16 protein-coding genes and 1 tRNA gene are annotated in these 16,049 nt (G+C 63.2%); 8 read left to right on the forward strand and 9 right to left on the reverse strand.

Translation table 11 applies throughout. The annotated features are described in order from the left end of the window. Nucleotides 1-101 precede the first annotated feature (101 nt). Nucleotides 102-1,718: a DHA2 family efflux MFS transporter permease subunit gene (locus tag GN300_RS13320; RefSeq protein ID WP_063315194.1), complete on the reverse strand. Its 1,617-nt coding sequence runs from the start codon at nt 1,716-1,718 to the stop codon at nt 102-104. A gap of 120 nt (nt 1,719-1,838) precedes the next feature. Between GN300_RS13320 and GN300_RS13325 the strand changes: the two genes are divergently transcribed. Beyond that, nucleotides 1,839-2,315 carry a MarR family winged helix-turn-helix transcriptional regulator gene (locus tag GN300_RS13325; protein ID WP_003943458.1) on the forward strand — a complete coding sequence of 159 codons (477 nt, stop codon included), beginning with the start codon at nt 1,839-1,841 and terminating at the stop codon, nt 2,313-2,315. Nucleotides 2,316-2,372: 57 nt separating this feature from the next. Here the strand turns inward: GN300_RS13325 and GN300_RS13330 are convergent, their stop codons facing one another. Beyond that, nucleotides 2,373-3,404, reverse strand: a complete 1,032-nt coding sequence (locus tag GN300_RS13330; RefSeq protein WP_003943522.1) for an ABC transporter substrate-binding protein — start codon at nt 3,402-3,404, stop codon at nt 2,373-2,375. Between the two features lie 189 nt (nt 3,405-3,593). Between GN300_RS13330 and GN300_RS13335 the strand changes: the two genes are divergently transcribed. Beyond that, nucleotides 3,594-5,150, forward strand: coding sequence for an acyl-CoA synthetase (locus tag GN300_RS13335; protein WP_007732369.1), 1,557 nt, complete (start codon nt 3,594-3,596; stop codon nt 5,148-5,150). On the opposite strand, the gene GN300_RS13340 is transcribed toward GN300_RS13335, so the two are convergent. The 4 genes from GN300_RS13340 to GN300_RS13355 form a co-directional block, all read right to left on the reverse strand. Further along, complete coding sequence (locus tag GN300_RS13340) at nt 5,114-5,506, reverse strand: VOC family protein (protein WP_063315193.1); 393 nt, start codon at nt 5,504-5,506, stop codon at nt 5,114-5,116. The genes GN300_RS13335 and GN300_RS13340 overlap by 37 nt on opposite strands. A gap of 76 nt (nt 5,507-5,582) precedes the next feature. Continuing rightward, entirely contained in the window at nt 5,583-5,906 is a 324-nt protein-coding gene (locus tag GN300_RS13345; RefSeq protein ID WP_063315192.1) for a hypothetical protein, read from the reverse strand. A 74-nt stretch (nt 5,907-5,980) separates the two neighbouring features. Further along, nucleotides 5,981-6,054: transfer RNA gene (locus GN300_RS13350), tRNA-Pro, on the reverse strand. Nucleotides 6,055-6,108: 54 nt separating this feature from the next. Continuing rightward, nucleotides 6,109-7,077 carry a metallophosphoesterase gene (locus GN300_RS13355; RefSeq protein WP_003943461.1) on the reverse strand — a complete coding sequence of 323 codons (969 nt, stop codon included), beginning with the start codon at nt 7,075-7,077 and terminating at the stop codon, nt 6,109-6,111. Nucleotides 7,078-7,209: 132 nt separating this feature from the next. Between GN300_RS13355 and GN300_RS13360 the strand changes: the two genes are divergently transcribed. Continuing rightward, on the forward strand, nt 7,210-7,686 hold the full coding sequence (locus tag GN300_RS13360) for a GatB/YqeY domain-containing protein (protein ID WP_003943491.1): 477 nt from the start codon (nt 7,210-7,212) through the stop codon (nt 7,684-7,686). 95 nt (nt 7,687-7,781) lie between these two features. On the opposite strand, the gene GN300_RS13365 is transcribed toward GN300_RS13360, so the two are convergent. Continuing rightward, on the reverse strand, nt 7,782-10,142 hold the full coding sequence (locus tag GN300_RS13365) for a transglycosylase domain-containing protein (RefSeq protein WP_047270021.1): 2,361 nt from the start codon (nt 10,140-10,142) through the stop codon (nt 7,782-7,784). A 291-nt stretch (nt 10,143-10,433) separates the two neighbouring features. Here GN300_RS13365 and GN300_RS13370 point away from each other — a divergent pair, with 291 nt between their 5' ends. After that, a complete protein-coding gene (locus tag GN300_RS13370) occupies nt 10,434-10,757 on the forward strand; it encodes a WhiB family transcriptional regulator (RefSeq protein ID WP_007732375.1) in 324 nt (107 codons plus the stop codon). Nucleotides 10,758-10,775: 18 nt separating this feature from the next. On the opposite strand, the gene GN300_RS13375 is transcribed toward GN300_RS13370, so the two are convergent. Both GN300_RS13375 and GN300_RS13380 read right to left on the reverse strand, forming a co-directional pair. Then, nucleotides 10,776-11,954 (reverse strand): ArsA family ATPase, encoded by a 1,179-nt coding sequence (locus tag GN300_RS13375; protein WP_007732380.1) that lies wholly within the window; start codon nt 11,952-11,954, stop codon nt 10,776-10,778. After that, nucleotides 11,954-12,967: an ArsA-related P-loop ATPase gene (locus tag GN300_RS13380; protein ID WP_037130910.1), complete on the reverse strand. Its 1,014-nt coding sequence runs from the start codon at nt 12,965-12,967 to the stop codon at nt 11,954-11,956. The genes GN300_RS13375 and GN300_RS13380 overlap by 1 nt, the downstream gene beginning before the upstream one ends. Before the next feature lie 53 nt (nt 12,968-13,020). Between GN300_RS13380 and GN300_RS13385 the strand changes: the two genes are divergently transcribed. The 4 genes from GN300_RS13385 to GN300_RS13400 all read left to right on the forward strand — a co-directional run bounded on the left by GN300_RS13385 (nt 13,021) and on the right by GN300_RS13400 (nt 16,048). Further along, nucleotides 13,021-13,185 carry a hypothetical protein gene (locus GN300_RS13385; protein WP_003943454.1) on the forward strand — a complete coding sequence of 55 codons (165 nt, stop codon included), beginning with the start codon at nt 13,021-13,023 and terminating at the stop codon, nt 13,183-13,185. A 5-nt stretch (nt 13,186-13,190) separates the two neighbouring features. Beyond that, nucleotides 13,191-13,661 carry a RidA family protein gene (locus GN300_RS13390; protein ID WP_003943508.1) on the forward strand — a complete coding sequence of 157 codons (471 nt, stop codon included), beginning with the start codon at nt 13,191-13,193 and terminating at the stop codon, nt 13,659-13,661. Further along, nucleotides 13,661-14,446: an MBL fold metallo-hydrolase gene (locus GN300_RS13395; protein WP_007732381.1), complete on the forward strand. Its 786-nt coding sequence runs from the start codon at nt 13,661-13,663 to the stop codon at nt 14,444-14,446. Before GN300_RS13390 ends, GN300_RS13395 begins: the two co-directional genes overlap by 1 nt. 126 nt (nt 14,447-14,572) lie before the next feature. Beyond that, nucleotides 14,573-16,048, forward strand: coding sequence for a 2-hydroxymuconic semialdehyde dehydrogenase (locus GN300_RS13400; RefSeq protein WP_020905966.1), 1,476 nt, complete (start codon nt 14,573-14,575; stop codon nt 16,046-16,048). Nucleotide 16,049 lies beyond the last annotated feature (1 nt).

The following is a 16,049-nucleotide window of genomic DNA, read 5'->3' on the forward strand; positions in this document are numbered from 1 at the left end:
TGCTGACCGTGACTGTGCAGACCGTGACTGTGCTGACCGTGACTGTGCTGACCGTGACCAGGGCAATCGCATACCGGCACCGTACTGCACCGATCCGACCGTCAGGCGACGTCGGCTGCTGCTTTCGTTTCCTCCTCGTTTGACGGGGCAGGCTTGTTCGGGATGAGCGCCGTGGCGATCAGGCCCACCACGACAAATCCGGCCGCAAGGTATCCGCCGAGTGTGATGCCGTGAGTCATCGCAGATTGGGCAGCGTCGGCGACGAAGGCAGTGTTCGGTGAACCGGCCAGCGAGTCGATGGCGGCGCCTGCGCTGTCGGTGACTGCCCGCGTCAACTGATCAGCCTGAGCTTGGTCGACACCGGATCCGGTGAGGTCGTTGTTCAGCGTCGAATTGAGAGTGCTGAAGAAGACCGTGGTGAGGACAGCGATGCCCAGTGCGGACCCGAGTTGGCGGAACGCGCTCTGAATGCCGGAGCCTTGACCGGCGCTCTGCTCGGGAATCTCCTCGAGCACGACGTTGGTCACCTGCGCAGTCGCAAAACCGACGCCGATTCCGTAGAAGAACAGCACTGCGGCGATAGTCCACCAGGGGCTGTCTGTCGCAGCGATGAATCCGAGACCGGCGAGACCGAGCGCCTCGAGAGCCAAACCGATACGGACCAAGCCCAACGGCGAGACCTTCGATGCCAGCCCGAAGCTCGCACCACTGGCGACAAAGCTGCCGATGGCAATGGGAACCAGTGCGAGCCCTGCCTGGAGTGCGCTGTATCCGAGCGTGAACTGGAGCCAGAGAGGAAGCACCGCAACGATTCCGAACTCGCCGAGCCCGATGATCAGCGTCGCGATGTTGCCGTTGCGGAACGACGAGATGGAGAACAACCGTACGTCCATCAGCACCCGCGACGGATCGGCGCTGCGGGTGAGCATGGTTTGACGGTAGGCGAACGCACCGAGCGACAGAACGGCGAGAACCAACGCCACCAGAACCGGCGACGGGCCGCTGGACCATGACAGACCGAATAGATCGAAGGGTTCCTTCGTCGTCAGCCACCCGTACGTTCGTCCCTCGACGAGTCCGAAGGCCAGCAGGCCCAGGCCGGCGATGGACAGTGCCGCTCCGGTGGCGTCGACGCGCCCTGCGGTGCGCGTCGAGGGTGCGATGAACAGCACTGCGCCGATGAGAATGAGCGCAGCAAGCGGAATGTTGATCCCGAATGCCCAACGCCATGAGGCATGTTCGGCAAGCCAGCCGCCGAGCAATGGGCCGAGGGCGGATGCAGCGCCGATGGTGGAGCCCCAGACCGCGAAGGCCTGGCCGCGCGCCTTTCCGGTGAACATCGCGTTCAGAAGCGACAGTGACGTGGGCAGGATCATGGCCGCGCCGGCGCCCTGCAGGAATCGCGCTAGGATGAGCAGACCGCCGTTCGGCGCCAGTCCGGCCAGCAGGCTCGTTGCGCCGAACACGACGACACCGGCGATGAAGATGCGACGGGCGCCGACCAGGTCGGCAACTCTGCCGACCAGAAGCAGGAGTGCTGCGAACACGATTGCGTAGGACTCTTGGATCCATTGAGCCTGAACGGAATTGATCCCGAGATCTTCGATGATCGAGGGAACTATGACGTTGACGATCGTGGTGTCGACGACGATCAGTGCCACGCCGAGTGCAATGGCGATCAGGCCCAACCACTTGCGGGTGGTGGGTGAGATGTTCACGAATAAACCTCCATTGTGAAGTAACTTCATTATGAAGGTATATTTGAGGCGGTAAGTTGTCAACGTGCGCGCTGGGCTCGACCGGCCGCCGTCTGGCACAGGAAAGGTGGGATCACCGAGGTGGAGGCACCGCGCGACATCTCCGTGGAGCGGGAGCGGCTGATGGACGAATTCCGCGCGTACGGTGGCACGTTCACCGAATTCAGCCATCGATTCGCGTCGTGGCTCGGCCTGCATTCCACCGACGCGACTGCCTTGATGGAAATCACCGCTGCCGAGGAGAAGGGGACGCCGCTCTCACCCGCCCGACTCGGAGAGCGGATCTCGCTGACGTCGGGTGCAACCACCGCGTTGCTCAACCGCCTGGAGAAGGCGGGACATATCGTCCGGACCCGAGAGAATGCCGACCGGCGAGTGGTCACGCTGCACAGCAGTGCGCATGTGCAGGACCTGGCGGACGAGTTCTTCGGGCCCCTTGCCGTGCGACTCGACGCCATGATGGCGAAGTACCCGCCCGAACTGCTCAGTCGATTCGAGGAATTTCTCGTCGACCTTCACTCGACGATGAACGAACACCTCGAGCAGGACAACCGCTGAACAAAAAACGCCGCTCGACTCCGGAGAGTCGGGCGGCGTTCTTTGTGCCGGTGACGGCTACTTGCCGAGCTTGGCCTGCAGGTCGTCGAGAACCAGGCCGGCACCTGTCGGGCCGAGGCCCAGGAACCAGGTCTCGTCGCTCACCTCGGTGGCGCGTCCTTCCTTGACTGCGTCCATGCTGGCCCACAGCGGTCCGGCAACAACCGTGGTCTGGCCCGTGTCGGCGGGATTTCCGTAGCTGGAGTAGAAGATTCGGTCACCCTCCGCCTCGGTGATCGTTTCCGGGCTGACCTCGACGGCCAGTTCGTCGATGTCCTGGATCGCCGGGCGGGGCAGACCGACGTCCTTCAAGATGACGCCGATGAACGACAAATTGCCGTACAGGCGCAGCTTCCCGGACATGAAACGAACCAGTGAAACGGTCGGGGAGCCGTCGATCGACTCACGTACCTTGTCGGCGTGCTCTTGGTAGTCGTTGAGAACCTGCTCAGCCTTGGTCTCCTCGCCGAGTGCGTCACCGGCAAGGAGGAAGTTCTCCTTCCACGGAAAGCCGGGGCGGATGCTGAAGACCGTCGGAGCGATTGCCGCGAGTTGCGGGTAAAGCTTGTCCTGGCGCAGCTTGCTGCCGAGGATCAGATCGGGCTGCAGTGCGGTGATCGCCTCGAGGTTGAGGTTGTTGGTCGTGCCGACATCGGGGACACCGACCAACTTGTCCGCCAGGTACGACGGCTGACCGGCGGCGCTTTCCGGGCTGGCGATGCCGACCGGGGTGATCCCGAGCGAGAGAACCTCGTCGAGTTCACCGCTGTCGAGGACGACGACGCGGGTCGGCTTGGCCTCGAGGGTGGTCTCGCCCAGGGCATGGGTGATGGTGCGAGGGAACTCGCCTGGCGCGGCATCGCTGCCGAGCTTCGCGGTTTCCGTGTCGGCGGTGCTGAACAGCTTGCCGCCGGTCGCGACATCGGTGTTGCCGTTTGCGTTGCCGCCGGCGTCGGAAGAGCCGCAGGCCGTAGCGGCAAAAACAGTCGCCAAGGCAACCATGGCGACTCGGACCGACGTGCGGCTCCGGAGAGTGGTGCGTGAGTGCATTAGGCTACCCTACCTTTCGGCTATCGGGCTTGGTCAGGGAGGTATCCGCACCGTTGATGCCAGGTGAGCGGCGCGTCAGGTCTCGCTCAGCGGGACCGCTACGCAATTCGGACTACAGGGTGCGACCAACGTGTTAGCTTCGCGAAAGACCTGTACTGGTAAGCGAAGACGCGTGTAGTGAGGATTTCGATGACCCTGAACATTGCCGATCTGTTCGAGGCCGTTGCCGATGCGATCCCCGATCGAGTTCCCTTGATTCTGGAAGACGTGCGATTGAGCTACGCCGAACTCGAACTGCGATCGAACCGACTCGCTCATCACCTGCAGTCGGTGGGCGTCGAGCCTGGGCAGCACGTCGGTATTCACATGCGTAACTGCGTCGAGTACGTCGAAGCGCTCCTGGCTTGCTTGAAGATCAGAGCGGTACCGATCAACGTCAACTTCCGCTATACCGATGCAGAACTCCTGTACATCTACACCAACTCTCAAATGGTGGCACTGCTGGTCGAAGAGGAATTCGCGCCGACGGCATTGGCCGTGGTTCCGCAGTGTCCGGAGATCACCCACGTGCTGATCGTCGGCGAAGACTACGAGAACGCCCTTGCCGCGCAGACTGATACCCGCGACTTCGGCCCTCGCAGCAACGACGACCATTTCATCATCTACACCGGCGGCACAACCGGAATGCCCAAGGGTGTGGTGTGGCGGCACGAGGACTTCTTCTTTGCCGCCCTGTCCGGAGCGAACCTCAGCGGGCCGCCGCGTCGTAGCCTCGAAGAGGTTGTGGATGCAGCTGTAGCGAACACCAATCCAACTGTGCTGCTACTCATCCCGCCGCTCATGCATGGAGCCGCAATCTATTCACTGCTCACGGCATTCCTCATGGGAGCTCCCCGAGTGCTGACCCGCAGCTTCGATCCGATGGAAGTGTTGCGACTGGTCGAGGCCGAGAAGATCACCGGAATCACCGTCGTCGGCGACGCAATTGCTCGGCCGATCGCCGACGCCATTACCGCAAGCGAAGGGCGCTACGACCTTTCGACTCTCCAACTGATCGGGTCGGGTGGCGCGTTGTTCTCCCCGAACCTGAAAGCAGAACTGACAACCCGACTACCGGGGTTGGTGATCAAGGATGCATTCGGTGCTTCGGAATCCGGCAACGACGGCGTCGTCGAATTCGGTGAGGACGGTTCCAAGCGAATTCGATCCAACCCCAACATGATTCTTGTCGACGACGAATTCCGTCGCATCGAACCAGGCTCGGACACAGTCGGTTTCATCGCCCGGGCCGGCCATGTTCCCGTTGCCTACTTCGGCGACCCGGCCAAGACTGCTGCAACTTTTCCCGTCGTCGACGGGGTGCGTCTGGCGGTACTCGGGGACATGGGCACGATGGAAGCCGACGGAACCATCGTGCTGCTCGGGCGCGGTTCGATGTGCATCAACTCCGGCGGCGAGAAGGTCTACCCCGAAGAAGTGGAGCAGGCACTCAAAACTCACCCGGCAGTTTTCGACGCTTTGGTGGCGGGTGCGCCCGACACTCGATTCGGTGAGAAGGTCGCCGCGGTGGTGCAGGTTCGACCGGGATTCGAAGATGTTGCGACGGAATCATTGTCGGAGCATTGCCGCACCCACGTCGCCGGGTACAAGATCCCCCGCTCGATCGTGCTCGTACCAACCATCCTCCGCTCGCCCAGCGGTAAGGCCGACTACCGTTGGGCTCGCGAAACCGTAGCCGGAGCGTAAATCACCCTTCCGGCACTTCGGACGACGCACCATTCGTTTCCCTCGGGATCCAGTAGCACCTGAAAGGTGCCGGCCGGGTCCTGCTGGACAGTGCCGACCCGAGTTGCGCCGAGGCGCTCGGCAGCTTCGGTCGCAGCGACGACGTCATCCACACTGACGTCGATGTGTAGACGATTCTTCGTCAGCTTGGATTCCGGTACACGCTGGAAGGCGAGGCGAGTCCATCCCGGAGGGTCGACAAACGCCCACTCCGCGCTCCGCTCCACCGGCTGCCCACCGAGGATTCCGGCCCAGAAGGTCGCCAACTGGGCTGGTGCGGAGCAATCCACAACTACTTCATCGACGTGCCCGATCACCGCTTCACAGCTCCGCTGAATTCGGCTGTCACAGCTGCACTCAATTCGGCTGTCACAGCTGCGCTGAATTCGGCTGTCACAGCCAGGGCTCGATCGGCTTCTTCACCCACATGATCTTTTCGTCCGGATGCTTACGCCGAGCTTCGGGACGGTCTGGGTTGGCTGCTGCCCATACGGCTTTCTCGTCGAGCAGTCCGGCCGCGATCGTCCAGGTCTCCCGCGTGCTCGGCGGATTGGCGCCCGCCGCCCGCGCAAGCTTGCGCAGCCGATCGTCGGGCATGTCGAGCAACTCTGCACTACTGATATCGCGATCCCAGGCGAACTTGGCAAGACCGACAGCTTTCTCACGTCGGCTACGGCTCGCCATGTCGTTGTGCGCGAAGTCTGGTTCGGATGCCACGGCTTCACCTTATCGTCAACGAAATCGAGGCCCTCCCGCGTAAGCGGAAGGGCCTCGATTTCTGTTCTTCACTGTCGGGGTGGCGGGATTTGAACCCACGACCTCTTCGTCCCGAACGAAGCGCGCTACCAAGCTGCGCCACACCCCGTGTCGAACCTCGGTTAGCTTACATTACCGAGTCGACTGACATTAAGTCCGCAGGTCAGTTGCGTAGAACCGACGCTGGAGACTCTGCGGAACTGTGTGCGGAGACATGCTCCGGTTCGCGCCTGGTCGCCGGAACCAAAGTCAGCAGAGTTGCCTCGGGGCGGCAGCAGAAGCGTGCCGGAGCCCACGGCGAAGTGCCGATGCCCGCTGAGACGTGCAGCTGGGTGTGCGCGCCCCACTTCGATGGTCCCTTGACCCGGGATCGGTCTATCTGGCAGTTGGTGACCAGCGCGCCGTAGAACGGAAGGCACAGCTGACCACCGTGCGTGTGGCCGGCGAGCACCAGGTCGTAGCCGTCGTCGGCGAACCGGTCGAGAACTCGAGGTTCGGGTGAGTGCGTCAGGCCGAGCTTGAGCTGGGCGACGGGATTGGGTGTTCCGGCGACGGTGTCGTAGCGATCGCGCTTCAGGTGCGGATCATCGACGCCGGCGGCAGCAATGCGAATGCCGGCCACTTCGAGTTCGCGGCGCACGTGGGTCATGTCCAGCCATCCACGTTCGGTGAACGCGGCCCGCAGATCGCCCCAGGGGAGGGGATCGCCGGTGATGCGCTTGTCCTTGTTGAAGATGTAGCTCAGTGGATTTTTCGGTTTCGGAGCGAAGTAGTCGTTGCTGCCGAAGACGAACAGACCCGGCCGAGCCAACAGATCGCCGAGCGCCTGGACCACTGCCGGGACGCTGCGCTGATGCGACAAGTTGTCGCCGGTGTTGACCACGAGGTCGGGGTCGAGGCCTTCGAGTTCACGCAACCAATTCTGTTTCAACCGTTGGTTCGGCATCATGTGCAGGTCGCTGAGATGGAGGACCCGCAGCGACGACGAACCGGGCGCCAGGACTGGCATCGTCACCTCACGCAGTGCAAATGCATTGCGTTCGATGCCGGATGCGTACCCGATCCCTAGTGCAGCGGCGCCCGCGGCACCAAGTGCGGTGCGGGTCAGATTGGTGCGGAACTGGGAAGACACCTCTCAAGGATACGGGTGTGGCGTTCTTCTGCGTCGCTCTCGCTGCCTTTTACAGCTATTCCACAGAGAATTGTGTCCGGGCGGAGGTAACTATCGGCACGCTCGAAACGCCGAGCGCGTAGCGTTTCCACCATGTCCGACACGACACCATCGCTCAAAGCCACCCTCCGAACCGACATGGTTGCATCCATGAAGGCGAAGGATCCGCTACGTACAGCCACCCTTCGGATGCTCATGGCAGCCATCCAGACCGAAGAGGTTGCAGGTAAGGAAGCACGGGTCCTCACCGACGAAGAAATCATCAAAGTCCTTGCAAAGGAATCGAAGAAGCGCGGCGAATCGGCCGAGATCTACACCGAGAACGGCCGCGGTGAACTTGCCGCGAAAGAGCGCGCCGAAGCTCAGATCATCGACGAGTACCTGCCGACGCCGTTGACCGACGCCGAACTCGTCGACGTCGTCGACACCGCCCTCGCTCAGGTGTCCGAGGAGCTCGGTGAGCGTCCGGGTATGCGTCAGATGGGCCAGGTCATCAAGGCCGCCAGCGCGCTGGCCAAGGGCAAGGCCGATGGCGCCCGTATCTCTGCAGCAGTGAAGTCCCGCCTGTAGTAGCGCGCCACCGGAAACCGAAAACGGCCGCGAACTCCGAGTCACTCGGAGATCGCGGCCGTTCTTGTTTTCAGAGCCGTCAGTTTTCAGGGCCGTCAGTTCGGTGGGGTCCCCGCAGGCGGTGCGGGTTCGCCTCCCGGCGGAGTCGCATCCGGGGGAGTCGCGCCCGGTGCCGGAGCCGCGGGGGATGCGGGTGCTGCCGGAGCCCTCACGGAGCCGTCACTGATGTAGATCGTGACGGTCGAACCCGGGATCGCGGACCCGGACGGCGAAACTCCGGTGACCGTTCCCGCCCGTGCTCCGGATGCCGTGGTCACGGAATTGACCGTGAAGCCGGACGCCTGCAACCTCGACGTCGCCGCCGACTGGCTCAGGCCGACAACCTCGGGAACCTGGCCGTTCTGTGATCCCCGTGCGTACTTCTCGTCGATCGGGGGCAGCGAGGTGGGCCCGAAGTTGTTGGCGACCGGGTTCATTGCCGCGAACCAGGATCTCGCCGGTTCGGTACCGCCGTACAGGTTGCCGCTGTAGCAGGGGCGTAGCGGGCTCGAGCAGATCTCGCCGGGCGTCGGGGAGTCGCCGAAGATGTAGACGGCCGCAGCGAGGTTGTTGGTGAAGCCGAGGAACGCCGAGGACTTGTGGGTCTCGGTGGTACCCGTCTTGCCCGACATCGGCAGGCTCCATCCGGCGCTGCTCGCGGCACCGGCAGACGTACCGGCGCCGACGTCGTCACGGCTCATGGCGTTGGCCAGTGTGTCTGCCAAGCCGGGCTCGACGACCTGCTCACAGCCCTGCTCGGTGACGGCCACCGGCTTGCCGTAGCGGTCGAAGACCGAATCGATGGGACTCGGCGGGCACCACTTGCCGTGCGAGGCGAGAGTGGCCGCGACGTTGGAGAGTTCGAGCGGGTTGATCCAGGTGGGGCCGAGGGTGAACGAACCGAGGTTTTGTTCCTTCTGGAAGTCGGCCATGCTGCGCTCGTCGAAGCCCGAGGTGTTGGGATCGGCGTACGAGCGCATGCCGAGACGGACAGCCATGTCGACGGTCGGCGTGACGCCGGTCGCCTCGATGAGCTTGACGAAAGCGGTGTTTGGGGACTGTGCCAGGGCGTCGGTCACGGACAGCGTCGGCGGATAGTTGCCGGCGTTCTCCACGCAGTACGTCGAGACCGGGCAGCCTGCCGCACCACCGCTACCCATGCCCTTGGCTTCGAAGCGCTTGGGCACGTCGAGGGTCGCGTTGATGCCGAGGCCCTTCTCCATCGCCGCAGCGGTCGTGAAGATCTTGAAGACGGAACCCGCACCGTCACCGGCAAGGGAGTACGGCTGCGCCTGGACGGTTTCGTCGGCGTCGGCATTGAGTCCGTACGTGCGACTGCTGGCCATCGCGATGACCTTGTGTGAATCCTGGCCCGGCCTGATCACGTTCATCACGTTCGCGATGCCGTCGAGGTTGGCGCTCGCGTTCGCGTTCAGTCCGGCCTTGGTGGACGCCTGGACCTGCGGATCGAGAGTGGTCTTGATGAGGTAACCACCCTCGTTGATCTGGTCGCGGGTGATTCCGGCATCCGAGAGGTACTTCAGTGCGTAATCACAGAAGAATCCGCGATCGCCTGCAGCGATGCAGCCGCGCGGCAAGTTGTTGGGGGTTTCGAGGACGCCGAGGGGCTCTTCCTTGGCTGCACGGAACTCGTCGGCACGATCCGGAATGTTCGTGATCATGGTGTCGAGCACGGTGTTACGACGCTCGGTCACGCCCTCGACGTTCGTGTACGGGTTCAGCGCGGAGCTGGACTGAACCATGCCGGCCAGCATCGCGGACTGCGGAACGGTCAGATCTGCGGCGTCGACGCCGAAGTAGGTCTGAGCCGCGTCCTGAATGCCGAAGGATCCGTTGCCGAACGGTACGAGGTTGAGGTACCGGGTGAGGATCTCGTCTTTCGTGAGTTCCTTGTCCAGCGTCAGCGCCATCCGGATCTCGCGGATCTTTCGGGCCGGGGTGGTCTCGATGGCAGCGCGGCGCTCGGCATCCGTCTTGGCCACGACCAACAGTTGGTAGTTCTTCACATACTGCTGATCGAGTGTCGACGCGCCCTGCTGCACTTCACCGGTCGTCGTGTTGGTGAGGAAGGCGCGCAGCGTTCCCTGCCAGTCGACGCCCTTGTGGTCGGGGAACCGGCGGTCCTCGATGGAGACGATCGCCAACTTCATGTTGTTGGAGATCTTCTCGCTCGGGACTTCGAAGCGTCGTTGGTCGTACAGCCAGGCAATGGGATTGCCTGCCGCATCGACCATGGTGGACACCGCGGGGACCGTGCCTTCGACCAGTTCGGCCGAGACATTGTCGACGGTATCGGCAGCGCGATTGGACGCGAATCCGAATCCGCCGGCCACCGGGAACATCACCCCTGCGACCAGGACACCCGCCAATGCGGAGCTTCCGGCGAGCTTCGCCACTGTTTTTGCAATCGACACGATCTACAGAGTACGTGTGCCCACCCATTGGAACCGGTTTCAGTGTTTTGCGGGTGTTCAAAACCTCCTGAACACGCGCTTTGTACTGCCGTACCAAAAAATGCTCCCGACCGTCTTGCGTTAGGGGCGTTCTTTACCTAAATTGTGATCAGTGTGATCGACGTAACACTCGATCACGAATGTGTCTCAGCTTTCACGTGCTACCGCGAGACGGCTGAGATGGTGCGCTGCTCGCCTCATGGCGACGGTCAGACTTTGTAGAGGGGACCCAGAATGTACACAGCCACCCCGAGTAGCCGTTTGGACATCGAGCAGGCCGAGGCACGAATTGCCTGGGTAACTCAGGCGCGATGCCGCGAGGTCGATCCCGACCAACTTTTTGTTCGTGGCGCCGCACAGCGCAAGGCAGCCACCATCTGCCGTCACTGCCCGGTCCTCATGCAGTGCGGAGCAGATGCTCTCGACAATCGTGTCGAGTTCGGTGTGTGGGGCGGAATGACCGAACGTCAGCGCCGTGCACTGCTCAAGCAGCACCCCGACGTCGACTCCTGGTCCGAGTTCTTCGAGGACCAGCGCCAGCATCACTCAGCAGTCTGATCCAGGTCGATCGGGGGATCAGCCCTTACGAGTGAGCTGATCTCCCACCGCGCGCAGCGCCTCGAGGTCCGAGACCTCGAACGGTAGCGACGGAACACCGATCAGCGGCACCCTCGGGTGAGCTGCGGTGAATCGACTCAGCAAGGCGATTTCTCGCTTCGCGATCACTGCCCGATGGGCATGGATGCGGAGAACGGCTGCGGTGAGGGCCTCGGCCTCGGTCGCATTTTCCTTCGCTTCCAGTTTGTCGGCGGCGGTCACCGCATGATCGGCAGGCAGAGCCGTCAACGTCGGGTGAGTGCGGTTGAGAACCAGACCGGCCAACGGCATCGAGTCACCCGCAAGGCGATCGACGAAGAACGCCGCCTCACGGAGAGCGTCGGGCTCGGCCGCTGCGATCACCAAGAAATGAGTCCCCGGCTGACGCAGCAACTCGTAGGTCTTCGTGGCGCGTTCACGGAAACCGCCGAACATCGAGTCGAGCGACTGCACGAATGCCGATGCATCCGAAAGCATTTGGCTTCCCACGATGGTCGAGACACCCTTCAGGGCCAATCCCATCGCGCCGGCCACGAGCCTGGTCAGGCCACGGCCGGGTGCCGAGAGCAGCCGGATCATCCGTCCGTCGAGGAATGTTCCGAGCCTCTGTGGAGCGTCGAGGAAGTCGAGCGCATTGCGCGACGGCGGGGTATCGACGATCACCAGATCCCACGCGTCGTTCGACGCCAGCTGCCCCAACTTCTCCATCGCCATGTACTCCTGCGTTCCGGAGAACGATGTGGCAACGGTTTGGTAAAAGGGATTCGCCAGGATCTGCTCGGCCTTCTCAGGGCTCGAATGCTCGATGACCATCTCGTCGAAAGTCCGACGCATGTTCAGCATCATCGCGTGGAGTTCGCCCGTAGCCTCGGGACCCAGCTTCACCGGCTGCGGAGTGTTGTCGAGTTCGGCCACACCCAAGGCCTGTGCGAGGCGACGGGCCGGATCGATGGTGAGGACGACTACGCGTCGGCCCTCTTCGGCTGCCCGCAACGCCAGCGACGCAGCCGTCGTGGTCTTGCCGACGCCACCTGCGCCGCAACACACCACGATCCGGGCCGTCGGGTCCTTGATGATCGCCGAAATATCGAGGGCAGGAGCTGCGCGTCGGCCGGTCCTGGAACTGCCGACCGTCACGTTCTCGGTGGTCTCGGTCATCACACGCCCTGTTCCGTGAGGTATTCGGCCAGCTCGTAGAGCCCACCGAGATCGACGCCGTCGGCGAGTGCGGGAAGTTGCACCCGCGCGCCGTCGATCTCGCGGAGCTTCTCCGCACTGGATTCTTGAGCTTCGAGCACCGACGCGTGCTCGATCGTCTCGGTGAGCAGGCCGGCGAAGTCGTCGTCGGACAGATCGATGCCGACATCGGAGAGCGTCGACCGGATCGAAGCCGCATCGATGTTGCCGGCTGCAGCACCGGAGAGTTGGTCTTCGGGCAAGAACCTCGGGCTGGCGCGGTTGACGATGATGGCACCGAGGTTGAGGTCGTCACGCGCCAGTTCTGCGGCGGCGTCGGCGGTTTCCTGAACGGGCAGCGCTTCGAGAAGCGCAACAAGATGTACGACGGTCTCCGGCGAGTGCAGCAGCCGAACGACGCCTTCACTCTGCGAATGCACCGGGCCGCCCTTGGCGAGGTCGGCCATCGCCTTGGTGACGTCGAGGAAGCTGCCGATCCGCCCGGTCGGGGGAGCATCGACGACAACGGCGTCGTACACGCGTTTGCCGGTTCGATCGGTGCGGATGACGCACTCCTTGATCTTGCCGGTGAGCAGAACGTCGCGAAGGCCTGGAGCGATTGTGGTGGCGAATTCGATGGCGCCGAACTTACGCATCGCCCGGCCGGCGAAGCCGAGGTTGTAGAACATTTCGAGGTATTCGAGGAACGCGGTCTCGATGTCGACGGCCAGAGCCATCACTTCACCGCCACCTTCGGCGGCCGCGACCTTGGTCTCCTGCGGTGGAAGCGGTGGTACGTCGAAGAGCTGCGCGATTCCCTGGCGGCCCTCGACCTCCACGAGGAGAACGCGCTTGCCGCCTTCGGCCAACGCGAGCGCCAACGCGGCGGCAACCGTGGACTTACCGGTTCCGCCTTTACCTGACACAAAGTGCAGGCGGGCCTTCGTCGCAGACTCGGGCCAGGTCCTGCTCAGCTCATCTTGGGATGCAACCACACCGCGAGCCTATAAGTCTGGGGCCGAAGATGTACGCGGGATAGGCTCACCGCATGAGCGAAATAACTTCCTGGGAATACACCGTGACTCCGTTGCTGGTCCACAATCCGAAGGCAATTCTCGACAACTGGGGTGTCGACGGCTGGGAACTCGTCGCCGTCCTGCCGAGCGCGTCGGGCGAGCAGCACGTCGCGTACATGAAGCGTCCGAAGGGCTGAATCACATGGCAGAGGCAACACAGACCTGGTCGGAGCGTCTCGCCGAACTGGGCATTGCACTTCCCGCCGTCGCGGCACCCGTCGCTGCTTACGTTCCCGCGGTTCGCAGCGGCAACCACGTGTACACGTCGGGTCAGCTCCCGTTCGTCGACGGAAAACTGGCGCTGACCGGCAAGCTCGGCGCGGGCGTGTCGGATGAGGACGCCAAGGCCGCGGCTCGCACCTGCGCGCTCAACGCTCTTGCTGCCATCGACGCCCTGGTCGGCATCGACAACGTCGTTCGCGTCGTCAAGGTTGTCGGCTTCGTGGCATCCGCCGAAGGATTCACCGGCCAGCCCGGCGTGATCAACGGCGCATCCGAGTTCCTCGGTGAGGTGCTCGGCGACGCCGGTATCCACGCCCGTTCGGCAGTCGGCGTGGCAGAACTTCCCCTCGGCTCTCCGGTCGAGGTGGAACTGATCGTCGAAGTTCGCTGATGTCGACTGTCCATCCCGCCTACGCGCAGCTTCGCCGCGTCACCGACATCGCTTCGGTCTTGCTCGAGAACAACCCGGGCATGATGACGCTGGACGGTACGAACACTTGGATTTTGCACGCTCCGGGCAGCGTCGAGTGTGTTGTCGTCGATCCAGGCGACAACGACGAGGAACACCTGCAACGTGTCGCTGGTATCGGTCCGGTAGCGCTGACCTTGATCACGCACCGGCACTACGACCACACCGGCGGGGTGGACCGTTTCCACGAATTGACTTCGGCTCCAGTGCGTTCCGTCGACCCAACTTTTCTTCGCGGGGGCGCTTCGGCGCTTGTCGACGGTGAAGTGATCGAGGTAGCGGGCCTGAAGTTGCGGATCCTCGCGACGCCGGGCCATACCGCGGATTCGGTGTCGATAGTCATCGAGAACGATGCGAGCGTGCTGACGGGCGACACCATTCTCGGCCGCGGCACGGCAGTTCTCGACGACTCCGACGGCGATCTGGGGGACTACCTCACCTCGCTGCGATCGCTGGCCGCACTCGGCGAAGGACTGACGGTTCTTCCCGGGCACGGTCCGGACCTACCCGATCTGCAGGCGATTTCGCAGCAGTACCTCGCCCACCGCGAGGAGCGTCTGGATCAGGTGCGGGCCGCTCTGTCGACGTTGGGCGAGTCGGCCTCGGTGCGCGACGTAGTCGAACACGTCTACTCCGACGTGGACCCGAAGTTGTGGCCGGTCGCGGAGAAATCCGTCAACGTGCAGTTGGCGTATCTGCGACGCTGAGGCGCTCGGCGCCGACATGCAGAGCTGAGTTGTGTGGCCGAACTGCCGCCATCTATGCCGATCGAGGTATAGCTGGCGGCAGTTTTTGCATTTGTTTGATATGGGTCACGGGCCAATAGTTAGTCCATGACCTCACAATGCGACGGATGGATCCGCAATTACGTGGACGGCTCCTATGTCGAACCCGACGAGTCGTCGAGCTTCGATCAGGTCGACCCAGCAACGGGCCGTGTTCTCGCCCGGGTCCACGAGGCCGACAAGGCCCTGGTCGATCGGGCCGTGACCTCTGCCAGACGTGCTCTGGACAACGGTTGGGCCGATACGCCGGTTCGAGAGCGGACGGCTCTGCTGCGACGCGCCGCCGACCGGATCGAGGAGCGATTCGAAGAGTTCGTCGCCGCAGAGATGGCGGACACCGGCAAGCCGATCACGCAGGCACGCGAACTCGACGTCGCGCGCGCCCTGACGAACTTCCGCACCTTCGCCGACATCGTCGCCGCGGCGGGACAGGAATCGTTTGTCACGGATCTCGCGGGCGGCAAGCAGGCGCTGAACTACGCGATCCGCAAGCCGCTCGGCGTCGTCGCCGTGATCGTTCCGTGGAACCTGCCGCTGCTTCTCCTGACCTGGAAGGTTGCGCCCGCGCTCGCGTGCGGAAACTCCGTGGTGGTCAAACCCTCCGAGGAGACCCCGGCGACTGCGTCGTTGCTGGCCGAGGTGCTCGAAGAGGTCGGCCTGCCTGCCGGCGTCTACAACGTCGTCCATGGATTCGGTGCGAACTCGGCCGGCGAGTTCCTCACCACGCACCCCGGTATCGACGGCGTCACCTTCACCGGATCTTCGGCAACGGGTTCGCATGTCATGAAAACCGTTGCCCCGCGGGTCCGTCCGGTCTCGTTCGAGCTCGGCGGCAAGAACGCCGCGATCGTGTTCGACGACGTCGACATCGACGAGGCTCTGACGGGTCTGACCAAGTCGGTGTTCACCAACACCGGCCAGGTCTGCCTGTGCACCGAGCGGGTGTACGTGCACCGCAGCATTTTCGACGACATCGCCGGTGGACTCGTCGAGCGGGCAGCAGGACTGCGTCTGGGCGACCCGACGCTCGATGCAACGACGACCGGACCGCTCATTTCGCAGGCACACCGGAAGAAGGTACTCGACTACTTCGAGATCGCCGAGCAGGAAGGCGCGAAAGTGCTGACCGGCGGCGGTATTCCGGACCTCGGACAGGAACTGTCGGGCGGATCCTGGATCGAACCCACCCTGTGGACTGGCTTGACCAACAAGGATCGCGTCGTGCGTGAGGAGATCTTCGGACCCGTCGCAGCACTCATTCCGTTCGAGACCGAAGCCGAGGCAATCGCCCTCGCAAACGACACCGAGTACGGCCTTGCTGCCTCCGTGTGGACCAACGACCTGCGCCGCGGACACCGCGTCGCGCAGAAGATGAACGTCGGAATCTCTTGGGTCAACACGTGGTTCACCCGCGAACTGCGATCTCCCTTCGGCGGCATGGGCCTGTCCGGCATCGGACGTGAGGGCGGCGAGTCCTCGCTGCACTTCTACACCGAACCGACGAATGTATGTGTGCAACTGTGAA

The organism is Rhodococcus sp. Ni2, from assembly GCF_021352185.1.
GTDB lineage: Bacteria > Actinomycetota > Actinomycetes > Mycobacteriales > Mycobacteriaceae > Rhodococcus_F > Rhodococcus_F qingshengii.